25 protein-coding genes are annotated in these 24883 nt (G+C 44.6%); 13 read left to right on the top strand and 12 right to left on the bottom strand.

Annotated elements, in window-relative coordinates:
• Position 1: 1 nt before the first annotated feature.
• The 8 genes from NLG07_RS11795 to NLG07_RS11760 all read left to right on the top strand — a co-directional run bounded on the left by NLG07_RS11795 (position 2) and on the right by NLG07_RS11760 (position 5804).
• Positions 2–439, top strand: a complete 438-nt coding sequence (locus NLG07_RS11795; protein WP_254855637.1) for a hypothetical protein — start codon at positions 2–4, stop codon at positions 437–439.
• A gap of 203 nt (positions 440–642) precedes the next feature.
• On the top strand, positions 643–1731 hold the full coding sequence (locus NLG07_RS11790) for an RHS repeat-associated core domain-containing protein (protein WP_254855636.1): 1089 nt from the start codon (positions 643–645) through the stop codon (positions 1729–1731).
• Entirely contained in the window at positions 1715–1933 is a 219-nt protein-coding gene (locus NLG07_RS11785; protein WP_254855635.1) for a hypothetical protein, read from the top strand. Before NLG07_RS11790 ends, NLG07_RS11785 begins: the two co-directional genes overlap by 17 nt.
• A 162-nt stretch (positions 1934–2095) precedes the next feature.
• Entirely contained in the window at positions 2096–2671 is a 576-nt protein-coding gene (locus tag NLG07_RS11780) for a hypothetical protein (RefSeq protein ID WP_254855634.1), read from the top strand.
• A 304-nt stretch (positions 2672–2975) separates the two neighbouring features.
• A complete protein-coding gene (locus NLG07_RS11775) occupies positions 2976–3551 on the top strand; it encodes a hypothetical protein (RefSeq protein WP_254855633.1) in 576 nt (191 codons plus the stop codon).
• A 58-nt stretch (positions 3552–3609) separates the two neighbouring features.
• Entirely contained in the window at positions 3610–4764 is a 1155-nt protein-coding gene (locus tag NLG07_RS11770) for an alpha-hydroxy acid oxidase (protein ID WP_254855632.1), read from the top strand.
• On the top strand, positions 4757–5140 hold the full coding sequence (locus tag NLG07_RS11765) for a CidA/LrgA family protein (protein WP_254855631.1): 384 nt from the start codon (positions 4757–4759) through the stop codon (positions 5138–5140). Before NLG07_RS11770 ends, NLG07_RS11765 begins: the two co-directional genes overlap by 8 nt.
• On the top strand, positions 5133–5804 hold the full coding sequence (locus tag NLG07_RS11760; RefSeq protein WP_254855630.1) for an LrgB family protein: 672 nt from the start codon (positions 5133–5135) through the stop codon (positions 5802–5804). The genes NLG07_RS11765 and NLG07_RS11760 overlap by 8 nt, the downstream gene beginning before the upstream one ends.
• Positions 5805–5828: 24 nt before the next feature.
• On the opposite strand, the gene NLG07_RS11755 is transcribed toward NLG07_RS11760, so the two are convergent.
• A complete protein-coding gene (locus tag NLG07_RS11755) occupies positions 5829–6908 on the bottom strand; it encodes a general secretion pathway protein GspB (protein WP_254855629.1) in 1080 nt (359 codons plus the stop codon).
• The gene (locus tag NLG07_RS11750) at positions 6901–7815 is read right to left on the bottom strand and encodes an ExeA family protein (protein WP_254856874.1); all 915 of its coding nucleotides are present in this window, start codon (positions 7813–7815) and stop codon (positions 6901–6903) included. The genes NLG07_RS11755 and NLG07_RS11750 overlap by 8 nt, the downstream gene beginning before the upstream one ends.
• A 132-nt stretch (positions 7816–7947) precedes the next feature.
• Here NLG07_RS11750 and NLG07_RS11895 point away from each other — a divergent pair, with 132 nt between their 5' ends.
• The 4 genes from NLG07_RS11895 to hemW are packed head-to-tail and all read left to right on the top strand — an operon-like array spanning position 7948 to position 12069.
• Positions 7948–9051, top strand: coding sequence for a CCA tRNA nucleotidyltransferase (locus NLG07_RS11895; protein ID WP_303049210.1), 1104 nt, complete (start codon positions 7948–7950; stop codon positions 9049–9051).
• A 42-nt stretch (positions 9052–9093) separates the two neighbouring features.
• A complete protein-coding gene (gene srmB / locus NLG07_RS11740; protein ID WP_254855628.1) occupies positions 9094–10335 on the top strand; it encodes an ATP-dependent RNA helicase SrmB in 1242 nt (413 codons plus the stop codon).
• A gap of 2 nt (positions 10336–10337) precedes the next feature.
• Positions 10338–10937 (top strand): RdgB/HAM1 family non-canonical purine NTP pyrophosphatase, encoded by a 600-nt coding sequence (gene rdgB / locus NLG07_RS11735; RefSeq protein ID WP_254855627.1) that lies wholly within the window; start codon positions 10338–10340, stop codon positions 10935–10937.
• Positions 10930–12069: a radical SAM family heme chaperone HemW gene (hemW, locus tag NLG07_RS11730; RefSeq protein WP_254855626.1), complete on the top strand. Its 1140-nt coding sequence runs from the start codon at positions 10930–10932 to the stop codon at positions 12067–12069. The genes rdgB and hemW overlap by 8 nt, the downstream gene beginning before the upstream one ends.
• On the opposite strand, the gene NLG07_RS11725 is transcribed toward hemW, so the two are convergent.
• The 10 genes from NLG07_RS11725 to mutS all read right to left on the bottom strand — a co-directional run bounded on the left by NLG07_RS11725 (position 12066) and on the right by mutS (position 24274).
• On the bottom strand, positions 12066–12554 hold the full coding sequence (locus NLG07_RS11725) for a DUF3391 domain-containing protein (protein ID WP_254855625.1): 489 nt from the start codon (positions 12552–12554) through the stop codon (positions 12066–12068). The genes hemW and NLG07_RS11725 overlap by 4 nt on opposite strands.
• 55 nt (positions 12555–12609) lie before the next feature.
• The gene (leuD, locus tag NLG07_RS11720) at positions 12610–13209 is read right to left on the bottom strand and encodes a 3-isopropylmalate dehydratase small subunit (RefSeq protein WP_254855624.1); all 600 of its coding nucleotides are present in this window, start codon (positions 13207–13209) and stop codon (positions 12610–12612) included.
• 3 nt (positions 13210–13212) lie between these two features.
• Positions 13213–14613 (bottom strand): 3-isopropylmalate dehydratase large subunit, encoded by a 1401-nt coding sequence (leuC, locus tag NLG07_RS11715; RefSeq protein WP_254855623.1) that lies wholly within the window; start codon positions 14611–14613, stop codon positions 13213–13215.
• 4 nt (positions 14614–14617) lie between these two features.
• Positions 14618–15712 (bottom strand): 3-isopropylmalate dehydrogenase, encoded by a 1095-nt coding sequence (gene leuB / locus NLG07_RS11710; protein WP_254855622.1) that lies wholly within the window; start codon positions 15710–15712, stop codon positions 14618–14620.
• Positions 15713–17266, bottom strand: a complete 1554-nt coding sequence (gene leuA, locus NLG07_RS11705) for a 2-isopropylmalate synthase (RefSeq protein ID WP_254855621.1) — start codon at positions 17264–17266, stop codon at positions 15713–15715.
• A 246-nt stretch (positions 17267–17512) separates the two neighbouring features.
• Positions 17513–18118 carry a hypothetical protein gene (locus NLG07_RS11700; RefSeq protein ID WP_254855620.1) on the bottom strand — a complete coding sequence of 202 codons (606 nt, stop codon included), beginning with the start codon at positions 18116–18118 and terminating at the stop codon, positions 17513–17515.
• A gap of 37 nt (positions 18119–18155) precedes the next feature.
• Positions 18156–18563, bottom strand: a complete 408-nt coding sequence (locus tag NLG07_RS11695) for a YchJ family protein (protein ID WP_254855619.1) — start codon at positions 18561–18563, stop codon at positions 18156–18158.
• A gap of 65 nt (positions 18564–18628) precedes the next feature.
• Complete coding sequence (gene eno, locus NLG07_RS11690) at positions 18629–19921, bottom strand: phosphopyruvate hydratase (protein WP_254855618.1); 1293 nt, start codon at positions 19919–19921, stop codon at positions 18629–18631.
• Positions 19922–19942: 21 nt separating this feature from the next.
• Positions 19943–21574 (bottom strand): CTP synthase, encoded by a 1632-nt coding sequence (locus NLG07_RS11685; protein ID WP_254855617.1) that lies wholly within the window; start codon positions 21572–21574, stop codon positions 19943–19945.
• Between the two features lie 141 nt (positions 21575–21715).
• Positions 21716–24274, bottom strand: a complete 2559-nt coding sequence (gene mutS, locus NLG07_RS11680) for a DNA mismatch repair protein MutS (RefSeq protein ID WP_254856873.1) — start codon at positions 24272–24274, stop codon at positions 21716–21718.
• 88 nt (positions 24275–24362) lie between these two features.
• Here mutS and NLG07_RS11675 point away from each other — a divergent pair, with 88 nt between their 5' ends.
• Entirely contained in the window at positions 24363–24860 is a 498-nt protein-coding gene (locus tag NLG07_RS11675) for a CinA family protein (protein WP_254855616.1), read from the top strand.
• Positions 24861–24883: the final 23 nt, after the last annotated feature.

Genomic DNA, 24883 nt, shown 5'->3' with positions numbered 1-24883 from the left:
CATGGTGCAAACGGATATCGAATCAGCAAACAAAAAATTGACTGCGCTACTTCTAGGGGCGCAACTTGATAGAATTGTGATTTCAAGCATAGAATTGAACATGTGCTTTATAAGTGAAACTATCCCTAGAACTGAAATTTGGTTAACAACTAGTGGAAGGGTGTCATCTAGTAATTTATTAACAGAGGAGGATTTTTTTGAGCAAAGAGGTAAATCTTTATCGTTAATATACAGCTTGATTGGAAGCACAATAGCAAGTATTAATGTAATTGAAGAAGGCCAACTTTCGTTTGAACTTAATGATTTGACAATCTATATCCTACCAGATGAAGATAGCTCAGAGGAAGTATGGTCGGTGACGCCAGATAGCTACTCTCCATATCAGGACTATGAATGGTTTGTAACTTTCACAGATAGTCATGAGCTTTTAGTTAAATAGTTTAACTTTTGAATCCAAAGCCTCGCTAGTCGGGTCTTTATTATATAGTATGGCATTGAAGGAAAATTCATAAGGACCAAGGCTTTGCCTACAACAAGATTGGGCAAGTCCAAGAGATTAGTACCAGTAATACCGGCTATCACTATCAAGGTAATGAGCAGCGTCAAGGCCAATATAAGGTTAATAATCTCAATCAGTACATTATGATTGAAGGTGCGATGTTGCACCACGATAAAAATGGTAACCTCACTAGTGATGCCGATAACAACCGCTACAGTTACGACAGTGAAAATCGTTTAATTGCTGTCAATGGCAATAACACCGCGAGTATTACCTACGACCCCAATGGGCGTTTATATAAGACCGTTATCAATGGCAAAACGAGTTACTATGTATTTGCAGGGGATGCGCTAATTGCCACAACGGATGGCAATAACAACATCACCGCGCGATTTATTCACTCCGACCAAATCGATGAGCCGCTCATCCAATACCAAGGCGCAGCAGCAAGTTACAGTGCCACTCAATACTTACATGCCAATTACCAAGGCAGTGTCATTGCGGTGAGCAATCTGAGCGATAACAAAGTATCGCAGGTCAATCAATACGATGCTTTTGGTGTGCCTGCTGGCATTAATAACACCTTGTTTGCCTACACGGGGCAATTGTATTTAAACGAGTTACAATTATACTACTACAAAGCACGGATTTATCATCCAAAGCTTGGGCGATTCCTGCAAACAGACCCTGTGGGCTATGAAGATCAGATGAATCTGTATGCATATGTGGGGAATGACCCAGTAAACAATTTGGACCCTACAGGAAAGACTACAACAGCTGCTGGTGCCGCAGCAGGCTGCGCTTTGACAGGACCAGCATGTCCGGCAGGGGCAGTTGTTGGTGCAGTTGCAGGTACATTGATTGGTGCCGTGGGTGTATTTGTATACAATGAAATGTCCGATGATGCGCCAGCAACACCTGATCCTGAATCGGGAAATGAACCTGATCCTGCTGATAAAAGTGGCGAATTGACTAAGTCTGGTAGGGCACTTCAAAAGCATGGTAGCAGAGCAGGTTCAGCCTTTCCTCCTGCAACAGGAAACTCAGATAGTAAAAATCAGCAGGGGCAAGGAGTTCTGGAGGGGATAGTAAATGATCCTGACTCTACTTCTACGGAAGGAAATCGTTTTGGTGGTACTGACGTAACGTCATCGGACGGTCGTGGAGTGCGATTTGATAAGGATGGTAAATTTAGAGGATTTTTGGAGCCTAAACGTGACAAGCAAAATTGATATAAATATTAGCAGTGATTTGGATTACGAAAATTTAATCGCGGAAGTAATAATAGAAGGTAACTTTGTAGGCTTAGTAACGAATGAACCTTCGAAAGAAATTTGTTATGAAGCTCCTGAAGGGCAGGTTTCAGATAAACCTGTCGATTTAGATATATTTATCGAAGCCCTTAAGGAAGCAAAACGTCTATTATTAAAATAACCTTTTAATTCACAAGCCTCGCTAGTCGTGGCTTTATTATTTAGTATGGCATTGAGGAAAAGAGGGCTTTTTAATATCTGACATAATCACCTTAACGTTAAAAATGAAAGGATGACAGATTTATGAGGCGTTTAAAGATGTAATGACCGTACGCTTACGAATATGAAAAGAGGAGTTAGGGATTATGCTAAAAAGAAACAGACAAAATTAGTTAAGAGGTCAACTCGTAAAGTTGCCGATAGTACGTTCAAGTCTGCTGCAGTATTTATACCCGCAGGTGCTAATGTCGTTATTGCTGGTTCCGTAATGCTTGATATGGTTGAGTTAGCAGAGATGTGCGAAGACTTAAATGAGCTCGAATTATTGATGGAAAACATGGATTTTGAACCCACTGAGGAGAAAGGGTTCTTCGATAGTTTTACCCCAGATAAAGTTAAAGTTTGTGGTAAGAGAATTAAACAAGTATCTCAGGCTAGTGCAGAAGGTATTTTCAGTAATATTCAAGGGGTAAGTGACATGTATTTTGAGCAGTTTAAAGATGGTACACGTCAGCTATCTAGTGATGTCAAAGATACACTTGGTAAGTCAGTTGGTGGTTTGCTCCAAATGAAACAACGTATTAATGAAACCTCAACCTGTGATTTGCTTGGAGAAAATACTTGTAAGGTGTTTTCATGGCCATTTGAGACAGCATGTGAACTCACTGATAATAAGTTGTCAGGATGTGTTTCGCAATAAAACTACCCCCTACTTACTCATATTGCTATGGGTGGGTAGGGGGATTTTATCATTTTTTTTTGCTCATCATATTTCCGTAAAACTTCCGCTTAATCGCCCCCTTTTATTTTCTGGGCTTTCAGCTGAATTCCGTTACTTTCCGCAGGGCTTAAAGCGGAAAAAGGAAGGTTTTTTTGGAAAAGTTATTATTAATCAATGATTTAATTTTACATTCAGCTTAGCTAATAATCGGCAGGTCCCCCGTTCAAGTAGGGGGGATTACACATCCATTTTTGATACTAATCCCAATCCTGGGCCTTATGAAATGCAAATATTCGTGAATGAATATCGGTTTACGCAAACGGAAAGTGACATTTTTGAGTATGTATATCCAAGTTTACCATCCTCTGAGCAAAACAAAGAAGTGTTTGTCGATGCGGGACAAACCGTGACGTTGACTGCGCCAGATATTGGAGGGTTTGGCAAAATGGTAGAGTGGGAACAAACTACCGAGCGGGACATTGAGGTGGCAATGGTGAACCAAGACAGTATTTCTTTTACGATGCCGGAACTCGCTACAGATGAAAATATTCGTTTTGATGTCACGATAACTTCCACAAGAGGTAAAGTGTCCGCTACTCAAACCGTTTCATTAAATAACTCGAATCAAAATTCAACCCCCACCACGAGTAACCCTGCGCCAGTTCAAGCTGAGACAGCTTCTGCCAACTCCAGCGGTGGAGTCTATAGTGGCCTTTGGTCTCTCTTGCTGTTTATCTGTGTGATATTTAGGAGGCGAACCACCAATTGCTCATCATCAACGGCCTTGAAAGGCCTGCATTACTCGTCACGCGTAGAGGAATTACTGCATTTTTTTCACAAGATTAACACCAAAATCTAACTTCTCATTTGATCCATGACCTCTTATTCTTACAGCAAAGATGTAAGGATAACCAGTCATGCACGATTTTTTCGCTCCTCAATACCCTGATTCTGCAAGTTTATGTCACAAAGCAAAAGCCCGTATGCCGCGCTTTGCCTATGAGTACCTACAAGGCGGTTGTATTGACGAACACGGTTTAGACCGCAACAACCAAGAACTCGTCCAAGTGCGTTTGCGCAGTGAGTTACTCCAACCTAGCGTGAACGTGAATACCTCGGTTGAATTATTTGGCCATACGTACGCAGCCCCATTTGGGATTGCGCCGGTAGGTTTGCAGGGGTTAATGTGGCCCAAAGCACCTGAGATATTGGCAAAAAGTGCTGCGCAAATGAATATTCCCTATGTACTTAGTACAGTATCTTCAGCCAGTTTGGAAAATATTGCAGACATTAGTGAAGGCAAAGCGTGGTATCAGCTCTACAACCCTACGGATACCGAAACTCGAATCGATTTAATAAACCGGCTCAAAGCCAGTGGTTATCAAAATATGATGGTCACAGTGGACGTACCTACCTTTGGTTATCGGGTGAATGACATTAAAAACGGGCTTTCTATGCCACCCAAGATGTCTTTATCCAATATTGCACAGATGGCCTTATCGCCGCGCTGGTTATTGGAAACGGCAATGGCCGGTGAACCCAAAATGGAAACGTTGCTCCCATACATGCCACCCAATATGCCAACTGATCAATTGGCGGCGTTTATGAATAAAACCGTGATGGGGGCCGTTGACTTTGAGGCGTTAAAAGAGCTTCGCGACCTGTGGCCAGGAAACTTCATCATCAAAGGAGTAGTCAACCCAAATGACGTACAAAAAGCCGTTGAGCTTGGGGCAGATGGCGTAGTGATCTCTAATCATGGTGCGCGTCAACTCGATTGTGGTGAATCCTCCATCGCCGGGTTGCAAGCGATTCGCCAACAATACAAAGACAAAATTACCTTGTTGTTTGATAGTGGTATTCGTTCCGGTACTGATATCGCTGCGGCGATGGCCAGTGGGGCTGACTTTACCTTCTTGGGTCGTACTTTTGTGTACGCGGTTGCCGCTTTAGGAGAAAAAGGCGGTGAACACGCAATAAATATGCTATTAAAACAATACACTCAGGTGCTTTCTCAGTTAAAATGTGCCCATTCCTCTATGCTGCCTGATTTTTTGGTAAACCATGACTAAACGCGATTTGGCTCAATCTGTTTTTGGTTTAGCAATGGTCTTTGGGATCTTTGGCTTCAGCGTTTGGCTCAGTCAATGGCTGCCATTGCCCGGTGCTCTGATAGGTTTACTTATTTTGCTGGCAGGGTTCTTCGTGATTGGCGATGTGCCCAAATGTATCGCCTTACCTTGGCAGTTTATGCTCAAGCATATGTCGCTATTTTTTGTACCGGCGTTTGTGAGTGTGCCTTTGTATCAAGCACAAATCATGACCGATTTTTGGGCCTTGTTTTTGACCATTTTTGTTGCGACTTTGCTGTGCATGGTCGTGATTGGGGCAGTGACTGAGCGTTGGTATCGCACTAAAGTGACCAAAAGTGAATCACGCAATGGGTGAATTGCTCTGGCTGGGAGTTGCCTTACTTGCTTATTGCATGGCGTTATGGATCTATCAACGCGCACAACACAACGCGTTACTTCATCCCATCATGGTCAGTGCGTTAGTGATCTTGGCATTGATTCATGGCCTAAATGCCCCTCTCAAAAGTGTCGTGGATAATATTCAGCTTCTGCACTGGTTACTCGGCCCCACTACGGTTGCGCTAGCCATCCCAATCTATCGGCAAACCAAATTAGTCAAACAGCTAGGCATTGGGTTATTACTGCCCATTGTGGTGGGCGGTATGGTGGCTCCACTCTCTGCTTGGATAATCTTATATTGTTTAGACAGCAGTATCGCATTGCAACTTACTATTTTAACTAAATCTATCACCACGCCATTGGCCATGGATACGGCAAGGTTAATTGGTGGCATTCCGCCGGTTGCAGCCATTGTTGTTATTATGACTGGGATTGTGGGTGTGGTGTTTAGTCAATGGATTTTTAAGTTCGCTCACATAGAAGAAGATGCAGTGAAAGGCTTAACTTTAGGTATTTTTGCGCATGGCATTGGCACGGCCAAAGCGATTCAAATCTCTGAACGGGCTGGTGCGTTTGCGTCTTTGGCGCTAGGCGTTAACGGAGTTTTAACAGCCATTATTTTGAGTTTGGTATTACAGTAATTCGCTTGTAATCAGATTGAAAAGTTACCAGTCAGTTAATGCGGCCATCGTAAAACGGGTGCCATTGAGCGATAAAACAACATGTTGTGGTTCAATGGCTTCAATTTTGACTCTCCCTTCAATCATGTCGCCCTCTTGCAATCGACGATTGTTCACTCGTACCCAACGCGCATCAGCCTCACTCGAATACATGTGTTGGGCAAACACCATGGAAGGCATTTGAGTTAAGAGACTGGCTGGAAGCTGACCAATACGAGGTAAGTCATCACTGGAAGTGACTTTTACTTGTGTGGCAGGATCGGGCGCGGGTAAATCATCGAGCTCGGCAAGTGCTTCGGCTAGGCGCGCTTGAATTTCTGGAGAGGGTATTCCACTATCTTCTGTTGCGCCAGTCAGTAAACGACCCTCTGCTTCAGACTCTGAAGGGATATTTGACTCTTCAGTAAACACTTCAGGTTTAAGAGCGGTACGGGAAGGAGTACTTAATAAATCCGTACTGGCTTCTAACGGGCTAATATCGGCTACTTGTGTCGCATCGTTAGTTGGATTTTGGACAGCTGAAGTTTCGGTTTGAGCTTTAGGCGTTTGCTCAATCTCAGAAGCTTGTCCAGCCTGTGGTGCTTGAACAACAGCGGAAGGCTGCGCTATCTCAATAGCTTTGGGCGGATAGATATAGCCCCACATTGCTGTATAACCGAAAGTTAAACCTACACTAAACACTAGCGTATAGCGCACAATATCGCCTCGTAAGCGTTCCCACAAAGAAGGCATGCGTTGGATACTGGGCAAAAAGATACTGCGATTGAATTGCTCAGACATTTCATTATCGAGATTGCGTGCTTGAGTTTGTTGCAACAAGGCTTGGGTTTGACTTGGCGCATGGCTTGAGTCGATTTCAGCAGAAAACTCAGGCTCAAGAACGATACTTTGCGTCACATCGATTTGCAATTCAGTGACACCCATTTCGGTTAGCCCTTTGACCATATCAGGGCTATTAATATGACCTTGTTTGCGAATTTTTACAGGGCCATTTTGCGCGGTAATTTTTACGACATACATGCCAGGTGTCAATTCTTCGATAGGAATAATCCGTAAATCAGCCATGAATCCCTCCCGCTATGAGTGCACCGAGCACCAAAGCAGCGATAAAGGTCAATCCCATGTAAAGATGCTGTTGTTTTTGCAAACGCTGTTCGACTACATCCTCGCCCAATATTTGTGTTGCAGCGAGACGCATCATGTGCTTTTTCACTGCCGGAGATTGCTGCGTAAAGCTCAAGGTTAACGCGCGGTCACACAACAAGTTAATGACTCTCGGGATCCCTCCAGTGATCTGATAAATGGTATCCATGGCTCTAGGATGAAACGCACTGATATCCCCTCCGGCAACTGACAATCTATGGGCGACGTAGGCTTTGACCTCTTCTGAGTTTAACGGCAATAAGTGATAGCGAGCGGTAATCCGTTGGGCGAGTTGGCGTAACTCGTTGCGTTGTAATAAGGCTTGAAGTTCAGGTTGACCGATCAACACCACTTTGAGTAGTTTCTCGCGATGAGTTTCTAGATTGGTTAACAATCGCAACTGTTCCAGTACTTCAGGTAACAAGTGTTGCGCTTCGTCAATGATCAAAACGGTGTTGATGTGTTTCGCGTGGTTGCTGGCCAGATGAGCCAAAATCAAATCGGTAAAATATTTTAAACTGCCTTTGTCTGCATCGTACGTGATCCCAAATTCATCACATACTGTGGCGAGTAATTCCATTGCCGATAGCGTCGGATTCAAAATTAACGCGACTTGAGTGTTTTCAGGTAACTGGTCGAGTAATTTACGCGAGACGGTGGTTTTGCCCGTACCCACTTCTCCAGTCAACATCACAAAGCCACCGCTTTCGCGTAAGCCATAAGTTAAATGTGCCAGCGCTTCTTTATGGCGTGGGCTCATGTAAAGATAAGCAGGGTTTGGTGCGATGGAAAAGGGATTATCCTGTAACCCAAAATACGATAAATACATGGTTTGATCGTTTATCATTGATTTATTCATAAACCTAAACATCTTGATGGCGTTTGTCAAAAGTTAATCAAAAAATTATCCGACTTTATCCGCTTTTGAGGCATAATGCGCATACTGAGAGGGTGTAAATCGATGCAAACTTATTTAGTTGGTGGCGCAGTGCGTGATGCACTATTAGGATTAGAAGTTTCTGACCGCGACTATGTGGTGGTCGGCGGTTCTGTGCGTGAGATGTTGGCACAAGGCTTTACGCCAGTTGGAAAGGATTTTCCCGTATTTTTGCATCCGAGAACCAAAGCTGAATATGCATTAGCGAGACAAGAGCGCAAAGTCGGGGAAGGCTACACCGGCTTTACCTTTAACACAGACAGTTCGGTGACCTTGGAAGAAGATTTGCTACGTCGCGATTTGACCATCAATGCGATGGCTCAGGATGACAGCGGGAATATTGTTGACCCGTACGGTGGGCAAGTTGACTTACATAATAAAATCTTGCGTCATGTATCTCCTGCGTTCAGTGAGGATCCTTTACGCATATTGCGTGTGGCGCGTTTTTACGCGCGTTTTCGCTCATTGGGTTTTAGCGTCGCCTTAGAAACCAAAGCTTTACTCAAAGGGATGATTGAGCAAGGCGTATTAAATCAGTTGGCTGCACCTCGAGTCTGGCAGGAATTATTGAAAGTATTACAAGAGCCTGAGCCGGCTGCGTTTTTTGAGCTGTTACATGAACTTGGTGGGCTATCGCCTTGGTTTGCCGAGTTGACCTCTGATATCATTCTCTCGCCATCTTGGCAAGCGCAGTTAATGCTTGCCCAACAAGAACATAATAATATTGTCAGAGTCCCCGTACTACTTGCACCGCTACATTCAGCTGAGCAGAATGCCTTTTGTCAGCGTTTACCGGTGCCTAATGAGATCACTGATATCGTTACCCTAGGCCAAGAGGTCAATCATCAACTGCGTGACTATGCAAAGTTAAGTGCTGATGAATTAGTGGATTTACTCTATCGAGTCGATGTGATGCGTCGCCCAGCTCGATTACAAGTTTTAATTTCAATCGCTCAGGTGTGTCATCCAGAATTATCAGGCATTCGGTCCTTTTTTACTGAAGCCGAGCAGGTTTTGAGGTCGATTAAGGCCTCTGATCTTATCGCTCAAGGGCATCAGGGGGCAGCAATCAAAACCGCTTTACGAGACGCTCACATTAATAAGATTCAGTCCTTTCTTGCGCAGTGATGTGGTAGACTACTCTCGTTTTATATTACAGGATAAATTTGCATGTTTGCAGCGCTCGAACTGGATGACGTATTATGTCAAGCCGTCACCGATATGGGTTTTTCTACCCCGACTAGTATTCAACAAGCGGTGATCCCGCATGCGATGGACGGTCGTGATATTTTGGCTACTGCACCGACGGGTACAGGAAAAACTGCCGCGTTCTTGCTTCCAGCTGCACAATTTTTGCTCGATTTTCCAAGGCAGCAACATGGTGCGTGTCGGGTACTGATTTTATCCCCCACCCGAGAGCTTGCTATACAAATCTATGAACAAGCATGTGCCATTACGCAACATACTGATTTAGTGTGTGGGGTGATCACCGGCGGTATCAATTATGGAACGGATAAAGCCGTATTAGAGCAAAATCTAGATATCCTCGTTGCCACGCCAGGGCGCTTGTTTGAGCATATTGAAAAAGAGACCTTTGATTGTCGTGACATTGAGATGTTCATTCTTGATGAAGCAGATCGCATGTTGGATATGGGTTTTCGTGGGATCGTTAATCAAATCTCAGCAGAGGCTCGTTGGCGTAAACAAAGCATGTTGTTCTCTGCAACGTTAGAAGGCAAAGGGATCAGCCAGTTTGCTCGTGAGATCCTCAAAAATCCTGAATTTATCGAAGCTAATCCATCGCGCAAAGAGAAGAACAAAACCTTACAGTGGTACCATTTATGCGATGACTATGCACACAAATACGCCATTTTGAAACATATTTTGACCGAGCAGATTGAATCGGCAGTGGTCTTTATCAAAACCCGTGAGCGCTTACAACAACTCAAAGACAACTTATCGAAAGACGGCATCGAAGTGTGTTGGTTGCAGGGCGAAATGCCTCAAGACAAGCGCAATGCTGCGATGCTTAGATTCAAAAATAAAGAAATCAATATTTTGCTTGCAACGGATGTCGCAGCACGAGGCATTGATGTGGATAATGTCTCGCATGTGATTAACTTTGATATGCCGCGCAGCGCAGATGTGTTTCTCCATCGTATTGGTCGTACTGGTCGAGCAGGCGCTAAAGGCACGGCTATCGCGTTAGTCGAAGCGCATGATTTTGCTATGCTGGGCCGGGTTTCGCGCTACCTGGGCGAAGTCATCAAACCCCGTAATATCCCTGGGTTAGAGCCTAAACACCGTCCACCTAAAGCGACCAAAAAGAAGAAAAAAGCCAAAGGCAAAACCGTCGTGAAGAAGAAAAAGAAAGTTGGACGTGGTCCAAAGTCGCCTAAAGCGAAGGATTAAACATGTTGAACAAAATCGTACTAGCCAGTGGAAATCAAGGCAAAATCAAAGAGTTTAATCACCTTCTATCCGATTTGGGTGTTAATGTGATTGCTCAGGGGGAGCTTGGTGTTCAAGATGTACCTGAGACCGGATCAACCTTTATTGAAAATGCCATTATCAAAGCACGCAATGCGTCGTCGGTTACAGGACTACCTGCTTTAGCTGATGATTCGGGGTTAGTGGTGCAAGCGCTTAATGGAGCGCCTGGGATCTATTCTTCGCGTTACGCTGGAGCCGATGCTACAGATGAGACGAACATTGATAAATTGCTTAGTGGGTTAGAAGGACAGAATGAACGTTCGGCCTATTTTACATGTGTGTTGGTGTTCATGTTGCACGCAGATGATCCATCACCGATTATTGCACAAGGTCGTTGGCATGGGCAGATTGCCTTATCACGACAAGGGGAACAGGGCTTTGGTTATGATCCGGTTTTTTATTGTCCCCAAACCGGGCGTCACGCTGCCGAATTAGAAAAGTCCGAGAAAGCTTCGGTCAGTCATCGTGCACTGGCATTGTCTTCTTTGCTCCCTGAGTTAACAAAGGTGCTCGGTGGCTAAACATATTCCACTCGCTTTGTATGTGCACGTGCCTTGGTGTGTGCAAAAGTGTCCTTACTGTGATTTTAACTCACATACGTTAAAGCAATCCGTTCCAGAAAAAGAGTACATAGCCCACCTCCTCGCTGATCTTGATCAAGACTTAAAATATGTACAGGGCAGGGCATTACAGTCTATTTTTATCGGGGGAGGCACACCGAGTTTATTATCCGCAGAAGCGATACTGCAACTCCTGCAAGGAATAGGCAAACGCATCGCTTTTTCTCCAAACATCGAAATCACACTTGAAGCGAATCCGGGAACGATTGAAACAGGTCGTTTTGCAGGGTTTGTTAAAGCTGGGGTTACTCGGATTTCGATTGGTGTGCAAAGCTTTCAGACTAAGCATCTCAAAACCTTAGGGCGCATTCACGATAACCGACAATCTTTTGCGGCGATAAAACAGGCCAATGAGGTTGGCTTGCGTACCTACAACATGGATTTGATGCATGGCCTACCGCAACAGTCAATTGTCGAAGGATTATCTGACCTAGAAACAGCCCTAAGCTTTGCTCCTCCACATTTATCTTGGTATCAGTTGACGATTGAGCCGAATACTCAATTCGCATCTAAACCACCTGTATTGCCTGAAGATGAAGTGTTATGGGATATCCAAGAACGAGGCCATGCGCTGTTAAAAGCCGCTGGCTACCAGCAGTATGAGGTGTCTGCTTATGCCAAGCCTGGTCAGCAATGTCAGCATAATCTTAACTATTGGCAGTTTGGCGATTATCTAGGGATTGGCTGTGGAGCACACGGCAAAGTGACTTATAATGGGATGATTATCCGCACCGAAAAAATCAAACATCCTCGCGGTTATATGGATCTAAAACAGGATTACCTTTACCGTTCAAACCAAGTGAATGATGAAGATGTGCCGTTCGAGTATTTTATGAATCGCTTGCGCTTGTTTGCACCATTTACGCTCGAAGATTATGAGGTCCATACACTGCAACCTTTGCCCCAGCAGACTCGTCATGTGATTGAACGCGCCCTAGCAAGTGGCTTTTTAATTCAATCTAATAGGCAGATTACCCTCACGTCACAAGGCCAACGCTATCTTAATACACTTCTGGCTGAGTTTATCGATTAAAGCGCAACAAGCTTCAAAAACTGATCTAATTCGTCGTCAAAATCCGCGGGATTAATTAAGCAATCAATTAAGCCATCCTCCTCTTGAACTTCAATGCGTTCAAGAGGAATATTTGTTTTTGTGACCATGTCATAAAAGACCAATAATTCTATTCGTTCAGAGGGGTCGTTTGATGCTTTGGCGACTACTGCAAGTTTTTGATTGGTTAATTTGAGTAGACTACCCAAGGTGAATTCAGTTGCATAATCATACCGTTGGGGAGTGCTTGAAGCTATTTGTACACGGGGGCCTTTGAACACATCCACACGACTTTTTTCGGTATTAATTATGAGTTCTTTGATGCCGCATTTTCTAAATTGATCAATGTCTTTGTTAGACATCACCATACCAGGCATGATGGAAAAATTAGAATTGCTTTCAGAACATTTGATGTTCTCTACGAACATGCCCGGAACGAGTTCTGCAATAGTAACGGTTTGGTGCATGATAAAACCCTCTTGTGACGTGACTTCGCCTAGTCACAAGAGCGTCTCAATTCCCTTATAACCAGTTTTTAGCAGAAATCTCGTATTCTGTAATGGAATCAGCATAGGTCAATGTTAACCCAATAGCATCGAGACCATTTTCTAGATTGTACTTATGATGAGGTGCAATAGCAAAGGAATACTCTGCATTTTGTGTTTTTACACACAGGTTAGGCAAATCGATAGTTAGTACGCTCATAGGGTTATCAGTGACCAATGAGATTATTTCGTCAATTTGTTCATTATCTAATACAATTGGCAACATGAAATTATTTATGGCATTGCCATAAAAAATATCAGCAAAACTGGTCGCAATAACCACTTGGATCCCAAAGTCTTTCAATGCCCAAGGCGCGTGTTCTCGTGAGGAACCACAGCCAAAATTCTCGCGAGTCACCAAAATGGAAGCACCTTGATATTCAGGCTTGTTGAGATTGAACTCAGGGTTAGGCTCTTGCTCGTGTAAGTCCAAATAACGCCAATCGTGAAATAAGTGTTTACCATAGCCTTGACGGGTAACTCCCGTTAAAAACTGTTTAGGGATGATTTGGTCGGTATCAATATTGGCAATATCTAAAGGCACAGCGGTACCAGTATGTACGGTGAATGCACTCATGTTTTACTCCTGAAAATCGCGAACATCGGCAAATGTGCCAGTTAATGCAGCGGCCACTGCCATGGCAGGGCTCACTAAGTGTGTGCGCGCACCGCGGCCTTGACGACCTTCAAAATTACGGTTGCTAGTTGAAGCGCAGCGATCTCCAGCTTCAAGTAAATCATCGTTCATACCCAAGCACATAGAACAGCCGGGCAAGCGCCACTCAAAACCAGCATCAATAAAGATTTTATCAAGACCTTCACTTTCTGCTTGGACTTTAACTTGCGCCGAGCCTGGCACGACCATAGCGGTTACGCTAGGTTGTACTTTACCTTTCTTTGCAATGCTAGCGGCAGCGCGTAAGTCTTCAATACGTGAGTTAGTACAAGAGCCGATAAACACATGAGAGACAGGCGTTTCACTAAGCTTATCACCTGGTTTGAGCCCCATGTATGCAAGTGCTTTAGCGGCAGATTCTTTGGTGACAGGATCACTAAAATCATCCGGAGAAGGTACCGGCGTATCCACTGCAATGACTTGCCCAGGATTAGTACCCCACGTGACTTGTGGCTTGATATCCTTGGCTAGTAAGGTAACGACTTTATCAAAATCTGCATCAGCATCGGTAAACAAGGTTTGCCAATAGGCAATGGCTTCTTGCCACAACTCACCTTTAGGTGCTTTCTCACGACCTTCTAGATAATCATATGTAATTTGGTCAGGGGCGACCAAGCCGGCTTTCGCACCCGCTTCAATACTCATATTACAGATGGTCATGCGCTCTTCCATGGATAGAGCGGCAATGGTATCACCACAGTACTCAATGACGTAACCTGTGGCACCGGCGTGACCTAACTCGCCAATGATGGCTAAAATGATGTCCTTAGCAGTGACACCAATAGGCAATGTGCCAGTGACTTCGACTTTTAAATTTTTGGCTTTGGTTTGTTTGAGCGTTTGTGTCGCTAAAACGTGTTCGACTTCTGAGGTGCCGATACCGAAAGCTAAAGCACCGAATGCACCATGGGTGGCTGTGTGAGAGTCACCACATACAACAGTCGTACCAGGTAAAATCGCGCCTACTTCTGGCGCCATAACGTGAATAATACCTTGTTTTTGATGGCCGACTGGATAGAGCTCGATGCCATGCTTTTCGCAGTTTTGTGCAAGGGTTTGCAGTTGTAATTGATTTTCAGGCCCACAAGCATCCAATGCGATGGAGCGAGTGGAAATACTGTGGTCCATTGTCGCAAGCACTTTTTCTGGGCAGCGTACTTTGCGATTCATTTCATCTAAACCAGCAAATGCCTGTGGTGAAGTGACTTCGTGGATCAGATGGCGGTCGATGTACAACAATACATCGTCACCGGTATTCGGGACGACATGAGCGTCCCAGATTTTGTCATACAGAGTCTTTGCCATGACCTTAACCTTCTAAAATCTGTTGCGTAATATAGTCACCCACTTGCGCCGTTGATTTTGCTCGACTGCGCTGTTCTGGTGCAAGTAATTCGCCAGTTAAAATACCGTCGCCTAAAGTGTTAATAACGGCATTTTCAATGGCATCGGCTGCGTCATTCAAATTTAGTGAGTAGCGTAAAAGCATAGCGGCTGAAAGGATTTGCGCAATTGGGTTGGCAATCCCTTGTCCAGCAATATCAGGAGCACTGCCTCCAGCAGGTTCGTATAAGCCAAAACCATCGCCGTTGATACTTGCAGACGCTAATAAGCCCATAGAACCTGTTATCATGGCGCATTCATCAGAGATTATGTCACCAAACAAGTTGGAACATAACATGACATCAAAATGTGCAGGATCTTTGATCAGCTGCATGGTCGCGTTATCGATATAGATATGCTCAAGTTCAACATCTGGATAGTCTTTGGCGACTTCTTCAGTGGTTTCACGCCATAAACGAGAGCAAACTAGAACGTTGGCTTTGTCTACAGAAGTGACTTTTTTACTGCGTTTGCGCGCGGCTTCAAACGCTGAAATCGCAATGCGGCGAATCTCTGCTTTGGTGTAGCGCATCGTATCAAATGCGACTTGTTCTTCACCTTCACCTTCTAGGCCTTTGGGTTGACCAAAGTAAATGCCACTTGTCAGTTCACGCACTACTAATACATCAACGCCACTGGCTGCAATGTCTTTGCGCAGTGGGGATAAATCTTCTAGACCAGGATAAATTTTGGCCGGACGAAGATTTGAGAACAAATCAAAGTGACTGCGCAAGGTCAATAATGCCGCGCGTTCAGGACGCTTCTCGAGAGGGAGGGAGTCCCACTTTGGTCCGCCAATCGAGCCAAATAATATGGCATCAGCATCTTCACAGCCTTTTAACGTCTCAGCTGGCAGGGCTTCACCGTAATGGTCTATGGCATATCCACCCACTGGATAGGCGGTTCGGTTTAAAGTTAAGTCAAATTTTTGCTCTATGGCATCAAGGACTTTATTTGCTTCGGCCATGACTTCGGGGCCGATACCGTCGCCGGCTAGCACGGCGAGTTGATAAGTAGACATTTATGCTCCTGTGGCCGATTGTAGCTTTTGCTCGTCAATCATATCGGCTAAATGCATGTTATTAAGTACAAATATCAGGGCTTTAACGCCTGATTCTACGATGTCTGTCGCTAGACCGATGCCATGAAAACGGCGCTCGTTGTATTGTACAACAATACTGACTTGCGCTAGGGCGTTGGCACCTTCGCCTTTGGAGTCCAATTTGAAATCCACGATGTTTATCGCATCTTCTCCGATCATTTGCATGATGGCGTTATACGCAGCATCTACAGGGCCATTACCGATGGCGCTATGGGTCGTGGGTTCTCCACCGACGTTTAGCGTGACAGTTGCGCTAGGAATGATCTCTTTTCCTGAGCTGGCGTGCAAATATTCGAGTGAATAATACGAATCATCTTGTTTTTGTTGGTTAAAGAAGAGGATCGCTTCAAGGTCATAATCATACACTTGCCCCTTTTTGTCGGCAAGGCGTAAAAAGGCCGCATAGACTTCATCTAGGTCGTAATCGCTGTCGCTGTAGCCAAGTTCGTGCAAGCGATGCTTAATCACATGACGGCCTGAGCGAGAGGTTAAATTTAATTGATTTTTGTTTAAACCAACACTTTCCGGCGTCATGATTTCGTAGGTATTTTGACCTTTTAATACACCATCTTGGTGAATGCCTGATGAGTGTGCAAAAGCATTGGCACCAACTATGGCTTTGTTCGCTTGTACCGGCATAGAGCAGAGTTGGCTGACGAGCTTAGACGTACGCGAAATTTCATTACTTTTAATATTCGTTTCGAGTTGGTAGCGTTCTTTACGAGTTTGTAAAATCATCGCGATTTCTTCCAACGACGCATTACCCGCACGTTCGCCAATACCGTTAATGGTACATTCGACTTGGCGCGCACCTTGTTCAACCGCAGCTAATGAATTTGCCACTGCAAGACCTAAGTCATTGTGACAGTGGACCGAGATGGTCGCTTGGTCAATATTAGGCACTCGATTAAAGAGTTGTTGGATTATTCCACCGAACTCAGTTGGTGTGGTATAACCAACTGTATCTGGAATGTTCACTGTGGTCGCGCCTGCTTTGATGGCAGATTCGACCATACGGCACAAATAATCAATGTGGGTACGGCCTGCATCTTCGCACGAAAACTCAACATCGTCAGTGTATTGACGGGCATGTTGAATGGCTTTGACTGCCATTTCGACCACTTCGTCTTGGCTTTTTTTCAACTTAGTGCCAACGTGAATATCTGAAGTGGCGATAAAAGTGTGGATACGAAAACGCTCAGCAACTTTTAATGCTTCTCCACAAGCATCAATATCTTTGGCAAGAGCCCTGGATAAGCCGGCAACTGTGGCATTTTTGATTTCACGCGCAATGGTTTGCACTGAAGTAAAATCTCCGGGGCTAGAGACTGGAAAACCCGCCTCGATGATGTCAACGCCGAGTCGTTCGAGTGCCAGTGCGATTTGTAGTTTTTCTTTCACTGTTAAGCTTGCAGGCAACGCCTGTTCACCATCTCGCAATGTGGTATCGAATATTTTGACTTGTTGTGACATAACACCATCCTTTCGTTTTTAAAACGTATACAAAAAACCCGTGCCAGGCACGGGTTTTGTGAAATTTAAGACAAGCTCACCCGTGCAGTTTACCTACCAGTAATAAGAGTAGCAGAGTGTAGAATGCGCTAAATATTTTCATACCGCAAATGTACTGTGTCAAAAGTGATAGGTCAAGCGCGAAAGAGTGTTTTTTGCCAGAAATGATGATGAATATACTAAAGAATAATAGGTTTGTGGTGTTACTTACCACTGAATATGAAAAGATAACTTTAATTCTCGCAAACTCAGCGCACGTGGAATACCTTTGCCTTTCCAGCGCCACAGATGTCCACAACAGGCTGCTTGCATTATCGCTTTGGTGGGTTTGACTAACCGAATCGCATCGTTAGCTTGTTGAGATTGTCCGTCTGGATGAAACCATCCGTGTTTATTCACGTGCAAAAGGTTACTTTCTTCGTCAACGCGGTCGACTGAATCTAATTCAAAGTGATAGCCATCAATAGTTTTGACTTCAACCGGTAACACTCGCCCGATATCGGGTATCTTTGAGTAATATTGGGCAATGAGTTCCGAGGACTGCTTTAAACTCGGACAATTGGCAGCTTGTTTTCCCTGATAGGACGCATTATAAAAGTCGATATCCAATGGCGCCTTGGTAGTGAGAAGGCTACGTGCGCATTCTTGGACTAACTGAGGTAAAAACTTGAGTTTGCGTTTAAGCAGGTTAATCTGCGAGGACGATGATTCGGCGAGGTTTTGACATTCTCTTTGATACAGCGCATTGCACAGTTCCGAAAAGTGGATACTGTCTTGGTTATGGCCGAAAATATCATGCTGTTTAATCATCATGCTATTATCGACAGAAAATCACAAAAAATAAAGGGATTTAGTAGATCATTCCCTCTAAATAGAGCCATTTGCCCTGCGTACGCACGAATGATGAGCGTTCGTGCAAATAAGCTAAGCTGCCATCTGGTTCTAGGTAATAAGCTTTAAATTCGACGATACCTGAATTACCATCGACAGATTTGCCCAAAATATCTAGGTGTTGCCAGTCAAGGTCAGGGGTATTTAATTCAATTGGATTGTCTGTCGGGCAGGTTTCTACCGCCCAAGTGTTAATCAAATATTGCCCATAACCACCAAGTTTGTAAGCACTAAAACGTGAGCGCATCAGTTGTTCTGGCGTTTTGGGGTATTTCGCGTCATCGCTATTTAAAAAACGACCGCAGCATTTGTTTAAGACTTTATTTGAGGTGCAAGGGCAGGGGGATTTGCCAACAAGTTGATTCATATCTAAAACTTAAAAAAATGCACAGCCTCAAGGCTGTGCATTCTGGTTAGGTTGATAAAGGTTACTTACTGACCTTTGATTTCGCTGCGACCGCGATAAGGCGCGTCTGCACCTAGCGCTTCTTCGATACGCAGTAATTGATTGTACTTAGCTACGCGATCAGAACGACACAATGACCCTGTTTTGATTTGACCTGCCGCGGTACCCACTGCTAAATCAGCAATTGTGGCGTCTTCCGTTTCACCTGAACGGTGCGAGATAACCGCAGTGAAACCAGCGTCTTTCGCCATTTTGATGGCATCAAGCGTTTCGGATAATGAACCAATTTGGTTAAACTTAATCAGGATTGAGTTACCAATTCCGTTATCAATACCGCGCTTTAAGATCTTAGTGTTAGTTACGAACAAGTCATCACCAACTAGTTGTACTTTATCACCAATCTGCTTAGTTAAATATGCCCAGCCATCCCAATCAGACTCGTCCAAACCATCTTCAATCGAAACGATAGGGTATTGGTTTGCTAGTTCTCCAAGATAATCACTGAATCCCTCTGAATCAAACGACTTATCTTCACCACTTAATACATATTTACCGTCTTTGTAGAACTCAGATGCGGCGCAATCAAGTGCCAACGTGATATCTTCATCCATTTTGTAACCAGCGTTTTCTACCGCTTCTACGATCACTGCTAATGCTTCAGCGTTAGAAGTCAGGTTTGGCGCAAAACCACCTTCATCGCCTACCGCTGTGTTCAAACCTTTTGCAGATAATACTTTTTTCAAGTTATGGAAGATTTCTGCACCCATGCGCAATGCTTCAGAGAAGCTTTTCGCGCCTACAGGCTGTACCATAAATTCTTGGATATCAACGTTGTTATCTGCGTGCTCACCACCGTTTAAGATGTTCATCATTGGTACCGGCATGGAGTATTCGCCAGAGGTGCCATTTAAATCAGCAATATGTTGATATAAGGGAATACCAGCGCCATTGGCATACGCTTTTGCTGCTGCAAGTGATACAGCAAGAATCGCATTGGCACCCAAGACTTCTTTGTTTTCAGTACCGTCTAAATCAATCATAATTTGGTCAAGCTTACGCTGATCTGCAGCATCTTGGCCGACTAATGCAGGCGCGATTTTGTCATTAACTGCGGCAACGGCTTTTAATACGCCTTTACCTAAATAGCGAGCAGGATCTTGGTCACGTAGTTCTAGGGCTTCACGAGAGCCAGTAGATGCACCAGAAGGTGCACAAGCACGTCCCATCGCACCATTATCTAAATAAACATCTGCTTCGACTGTGGGGTTACCACGGGAATCCATGACCTCACGGCCAACGATACGGCTAATTGTTGCCATTGCGTTATTTTCCTTTCAAATTTAGTGATTAGTTTTCTTAAAACGACCTGCTGCGGCAATAAAGCCTTCAAAAAGTGGATGGCCATCGCGCGGGGTCGAGTTGAACTCAGGGTGAAATTGACCAGCGATGAAGAACGGATGTTCTGGGATCTCGATCATTTCAACTAATTGTTTATCAGTAGATAAACCACTGACTCTTAGGCCAGCTTCTTCGATTTGGGTACGTAAAGTGTTATTGACTTCATAGCGATGACGATGGCGCTCATAAATCTCAGTACTGCCATAACATTGATGGGCAAGACTGCCCTCAATCAAGTGACAAAGTTGAGAGCCTAAACGCATGGTGCCACCAAGGTCAGAATCTTCTGTGCGCTGTTCTTTGTTGCCTGATGCATCAAGCCATTCTTCAATCAAACCAACGACTGGGTAAGGCGTTTCTGGATCAAACTCTGTTGAGTTTGCACCTGGCATATTCGCAACATTGCGGGCGTATTCAATAAGTGCAACTTGCATGCCTAAACAAATGCCAAGGTACGGAACTTGGTTTTCACGTGCATATCGAGCCGCTTCGATTTTGCCGTCTACGCCACGCTCACCAAATCCACCTGGGACCAAAATGGCGTCAAGGTGCGACAAAATATGGTCGCCTTTGGCAATGATGTCGGATGAATCAATGTACTCAATATTCACCGCTAAGCGATTTTTTAATCCGGCGTGTTTTAAGGCTTCATTGACCGACTTATACGCATCTGGTAATTCAACATATTTACCCACCATACCAATGGTGACTTCGTCTGTTGGGTTGGATTCAGCATATAATACGGCTTCCCACTCTGATAAATCTGCTTCAGGGCAATCTAGGCCAAAGCGTTGTATGACAATCTCATCCATCCCTTGAGCTTTTAGATGTGCTGGGATCTTGTAGATACTGTCGACATCCTTCATTGAGATAACCGATTTCTCTTGGACATTAGTGAACAAGGCGATTTTGGCGCGCTCATTTGCTGGCAAGGCCGCTTCAGAGCGACAGACAAGAATATCAGGTTGAATACCAATTGAGCGAAGCTCTTTAACCGAGTGTTGTGTCGGCTTGGTTTTCACCTCTCCTGAGGCCGCCATATAAGGTACAAGGGTAAGGTGCATGTACATGGCTTTTTCACGACCTAATTCAGTTCCTAACTGACGAATTGCTTCTAAAAACGGTTGTGACTCGATATCACCAACAGTTCCACCAATCTCAACGATGGCTACATCATTTCCTTCGGCACCGTCGATGACGCGACGTTTGATCTCGTTAGTAATGTGCGGGATCACTTGAATGGTTGCGCCAAGATAATCACCGCGACGCTCTCGCTCTAATACAGATGAATAAATTCGACCTGTGGTAAAGTTATTGCGCTTGGTCATGCGCGTGCGAATGAAGCGCTCATAGTGCCCTAGGTCTAAGTCAGTTTCTGCGCCGTCATTGGTGACGAACACTTCACCGTGCTGAATAGGTGACATCGTGCCAGGATCGACATTGATGTACGGGTCCAATTTTAACATGGTGACTTTGAGGCCGCGCGCTTCCAAAATGGCGGCGAGTGATGCTGCTGCAATTCCTTTGCCCAATGACGAAATCACCCCACCGGTGACGAATATATAATGTGTCATGTATAACCCAAGGCGTTAATTTATCGTGTAAGATTACGTTTTAGCAAGACGAGTGGTAGCGTGTCAAAACGCATTGATTCGGTCTATGCTGAATGGAGCAATAGTATACGCAAAAGGGGATTTTAAGACAATCAAAAAAGGTTATTTTTGCCGTAATGTTTTGAGTAAATACAATAACTCATGTGCTTGTTTTGGCGACAGTTCATCCGGATCAGTGTTGTCCAACGCATCAAACAGCGCAGAATCAGTTTGATCGAGCGGTAACTGAAGTGGCTCTGTAACTGCTTTTGCCGGTGATCCAGTCGGTAATGGATGCGTGTTATTTGTGGTCTCAAGTTCATGTAATTTTGAACGCGCAGCACTAATGACGTTGTCCGGTAAACCAGCGAGCTTAGCGACTTGAAGGCCGTAGCTTTTGCTCGCAGCACCGTGTTTGACATTGTGCATAAACTTAATGCTGTCATTGTGTTCAATGGCCGTCAGATGGACATTTTCCATCCCTTGGGTATTGCTTGCGAGTTCTGTTAGCTCAAAATAATGCGTCGCAAAAAGCGTCATTGCATGAATGTTATGATGTAAAAAGTCCGCACACGCCCAAGCTAGGGACAATCCGTCATAAGTAGAAGTACCCCGGCCTATTTCGTCCATCAGAACCAAACTGTACTCGGTGGCATTATTCAAAATGGTTGCGGTTTCCGTCATTTCCACCATAAATGTCGAGCGACCAGAGGCCAGATCATCAGCGGCACCAATACGCGTAAAAATTTGATCTACAGGTCCTATTTCACACGCTTTTGCGGGTACAAAACAGCCAATGTGCGCCATGAGTACGATTAATGCTGTTTGCCTCATGTACGTCGATTTACCGCCCATGTTGGGTCCGGTAATCAGAAGCATGGATTGCGTTTCATCGATTGTAAGCGGGTTGGCAATAAACGGGGAGGCCAGAACCTCTTCAACGACAATGTGACGCCCATCTTGGTATGCAATACCACGCTTGTCAGATAGGATGGGGCGGCTCAATTGTTTATTTTGCACAAGATGCGCAAAACCCAACAATACATCTAATTCGGCAAGTGCTTGAGCGGTAGTTGTGAGGGCGTTTAACTTGGGTAGCAAGGCATCAAACAGTGCATCGTAGAGTTGTTTTTCTAGGGCAAGTGCATTGGCTTGGCTATTGAGAACTTTTTCTTCGTGGGCTTTGAGTTCCTCAATGATAAAACGCTCGTTGTTTTTGAGTGTTTGCCTGCGTATGTAGTGACTTGGCGCAAGATGCGCTTGACCTTTACTGATTTCAATAAAAAATCCATGTACCTTGTTATAACCAACTTTGAGCGTACTGATACCTGTGGCGTGTTTTTCTCGAGCTTCAAGTTCACTCAAATAATCAGTAGCGCCTTTAGACAGCGCGCGTAACTCGTCTAATTTGGCATTGTAACCATCTGCAATGACACCGCCGTCACGAATAACCACAGGTGGATTGTCACAGATCGCTTGGTTGAGCAAATCGGCAAAATCAGGATAAGTACCGATTTGTTGAGTTAATGCCGTCAGTTTAGGTGCTGAAAATTGAGATAAAGTGATATGTAATAAAGGCAGTTCATTAAAACACGCCTGTAATTTGGCAAAATCGCGAGGACGCGCACTGCGCAAAGCTAATCGAGCCAAAATGCGTTGTATATCACCGATGCTGTCGAGGTGTTGCGTGAGTTCACTCAACTCGCTTGCGCTTAACTCAGCTACAGCATCATAGCGTTGGTTGAGTCGAAAATGGTCGCGAATTGGCCGCTGGATCCACTGTTGTAAAAGACGTGACCCCATTGCGGTTTGACAACTGTCCAATACAGAAAATAAAGTATTCTCGATGCCGCCACTCAAATTTCGAGTGAGCTCCAAATTGCGCCGAGTAGCAGCATCCAGTTGTACTGTATCTTGCGGTTTGTCTAACATCAGTTTGTTGATATGAGGCAAAGCACAGCGCTGGGTATCTTTAATATACTGCAAAATACAACCCGCGCACGTTAGTGAAAAATGTCCCTCTGGGATCCCAAATCCGCTTAAATCTCTAGTGCCAAATTGTTGTGTAAGCAAGTGCAGAGCAGAGTCTAAATCAAATTCCCACCCGGGACGACGCCGTAAACCGCTGTACGATTGCAGTATCGATTCGAATGCGAATTGCTCAGGATATAAAATCTCTACGGGTCTCAAGCGTTCCAACTCAGCGACTAAACGTTGTTCTGAGCATACTTCAGATAAAGTAAATTCACCGGTACTCAGCGCAAGACTGGCAAGGCCAAATTGCGTTTTACCTCGAGTCTGGTGAGCAAACACTGCAGCTATGAGTGTGTGTTGCTTGGCGTTGAGAAGCGCATCATCGGTCACGGTACCTGGGGTAACAATGCGTTGTACTTGTCGTTCAACGGGACCTTTACTAGTGGCGGGGTCGCCAATTTGTTCACAAATCGCCACGGCTTCACCCATCTCGACTAATCGCGCAAGATAACCTTCTACCGCGTGATAAGGTACACCCGCCATTGGAATAGGGGCACCATTGGCTTTGCCACGAGCGGTTAAAGTCAGATCGATGAGCTTAGCTGCGCGAACCGCATCGTCGTAAAACAACTCATAAAAATCCCCCATACGATAAAACAAAAGCTCTTCAGGGTGCTCTGCTTTAATAGCTAGGTATTGTTGCATCATTGGGGTATGGGTGGTTTTCAATTGACTCACTTTTGGCTTTTGTTATAAGTTGTGACGACTGTTTAGTTAATTAAAGCATACTAAAAAAATGTGGTGCAATCTAAAAGAAAATACAAAATATCAGCTTGAGGCCATCGCGCGCCACTGCAATGCTCAGAAATTGACCATTAGCTGCGCAGAGTCATGTACAGGGGGTGGCTTGGCCTTCTATTTGACGGAACTGCCCGGTGCCTCAGCATGGTTTGAACAAAGTTTTGTGACGTATGCAAATAGTGCTAAAGAAATTTTGGTTGGTGTACCCGAAGTAACTTTAGAAGAGCATGGTGCAGTGTCAAAACAAACAGTTAAGGCAATGGCACAAGGCTTAGTGTCTCGTTATGGTTGTGATCTGGGTATTGGTATCAGCGGTATTGCAGGACCGAGTGGTGGCACACCTGACAAACCTGTTGGCTTGGTGTGGTTTGGTTTATGTTATCGAGGAAAGCTGATAACTGATTCACAAGTCTTTGCCGGCGGGCGCAGTGAGGTAAGAATGGCAGCCATTGAACACGCCATTACACTGATCGCAAACACACTGATTACGTAAACAGTTATAAAGGACAGCTGACA

It is taken from the genome of Alteromonas sp. LMIT006, from assembly GCF_024300645.1.
GTDB classification, from domain to species: domain Bacteria; phylum Pseudomonadota; class Gammaproteobacteria; order Enterobacterales; family Alteromonadaceae; genus Opacimonas; species Opacimonas immobilis.
The sequence above is the reverse complement of the archived record's forward strand: the minus strand, read 5'-3'. Positions and strand labels throughout refer to the sequence as shown.

What these genes read in the sequence shown, in the direction of transcription:
- NLG07_RS11795 (WP_254855637.1), top strand. Translation starts at nt 2, where the DNA reads ATGGTGCAAACGGATATCGAATCAGCAAACAAAAAATTGACTGCGCTA.
- NLG07_RS11790 (WP_254855636.1), top strand. Translation starts at nt 643, where the DNA reads ATGATTGAAGGTGCGATGTTGCACCACGATAAAAATGGTAACCTCACT.
- NLG07_RS11780 (WP_254855634.1), top strand. Translation starts at nt 2,096, where the DNA reads ATGAAAAGAGGAGTTAGGGATTATGCTAAAAAGAAACAGACAAAATTA.
- NLG07_RS11775 (WP_254855633.1), top strand. Translation starts at nt 2,976, where the DNA reads ATGCAAATATTCGTGAATGAATATCGGTTTACGCAAACGGAAAGTGAC.
- NLG07_RS11770 (WP_254855632.1), top strand. Translation starts at nt 3,610, where the DNA reads ATGCACGATTTTTTCGCTCCTCAATACCCTGATTCTGCAAGTTTATGT.
- NLG07_RS11765 (WP_254855631.1), top strand. Translation starts at nt 4,757, where the DNA reads ATGACTAAACGCGATTTGGCTCAATCTGTTTTTGGTTTAGCAATGGTC.
- NLG07_RS11760 (WP_254855630.1), top strand. Translation starts at nt 5,133, where the DNA reads ATGGGTGAATTGCTCTGGCTGGGAGTTGCCTTACTTGCTTATTGCATG.
- NLG07_RS11755 (WP_254855629.1), bottom strand. Translation starts at nt 6,908, where the DNA reads ATGGCTGATTTACGGATTATTCCTATCGAAGAATTGACACCTGGCATG.
- NLG07_RS11750 (WP_254856874.1), bottom strand. Translation starts at nt 7,815, where the DNA reads ATGTATTTATCGTATTTTGGGTTACAGGATAATCCCTTTTCCATCGCA.
- NLG07_RS11895 (WP_303049210.1), top strand. Translation starts at nt 7,948, where the DNA reads ATGCAAACTTATTTAGTTGGTGGCGCAGTGCGTGATGCACTATTAGGA.
- srmB (WP_254855628.1), top strand. Translation starts at nt 9,094, where the DNA reads ATGTTTGCAGCGCTCGAACTGGATGACGTATTATGTCAAGCCGTCACC.
- rdgB (WP_254855627.1), top strand. Translation starts at nt 10,338, where the DNA reads ATGTTGAACAAAATCGTACTAGCCAGTGGAAATCAAGGCAAAATCAAA.
- NLG07_RS11725 (WP_254855625.1), bottom strand. Translation starts at nt 12,554, where the DNA reads ATGCACCAAACCGTTACTATTGCAGAACTCGTTCCGGGCATGTTCGTA.
- leuD (WP_254855624.1), bottom strand. Translation starts at nt 13,209, where the DNA reads ATGAGTGCATTCACCGTACATACTGGTACCGCTGTGCCTTTAGATATT.
- leuC (WP_254855623.1), bottom strand. Translation starts at nt 14,613, where the DNA reads ATGGCAAAGACTCTGTATGACAAAATCTGGGACGCTCATGTCGTCCCG.
- leuB (WP_254855622.1), bottom strand. Translation starts at nt 15,712, where the DNA reads ATGTCTACTTATCAACTCGCCGTGCTAGCCGGCGACGGTATCGGCCCC.
- leuA (WP_254855621.1), bottom strand. Translation starts at nt 17,266, where the DNA reads ATGTCACAACAAGTCAAAATATTCGATACCACATTGCGAGATGGTGAA.
- NLG07_RS11700 (WP_254855620.1), bottom strand. Translation starts at nt 18,118, where the DNA reads ATGATGATTAAACAGCATGATATTTTCGGCCATAACCAAGACAGTATC.
- NLG07_RS11695 (WP_254855619.1), bottom strand. Translation starts at nt 18,563, where the DNA reads ATGAATCAACTTGTTGGCAAATCCCCCTGCCCTTGCACCTCAAATAAA.
- eno (WP_254855618.1), bottom strand. Translation starts at nt 19,921, where the DNA reads ATGGCAACAATTAGCCGTATCGTTGGCCGTGAGGTCATGGATTCCCGT.
- NLG07_RS11685 (WP_254855617.1), bottom strand. Translation starts at nt 21,574, where the DNA reads ATGACACATTATATATTCGTCACCGGTGGGGTGATTTCGTCATTGGGC.
- mutS (WP_254856873.1), bottom strand. Translation starts at nt 24,274, where the DNA reads ATGATGCAACAATACCTAGCTATTAAAGCAGAGCACCCTGAAGAGCTT.
- NLG07_RS11675 (WP_254855616.1), top strand. Translation starts at nt 24,363, where the DNA reads ATGTGGTGCAATCTAAAAGAAAATACAAAATATCAGCTTGAGGCCATC.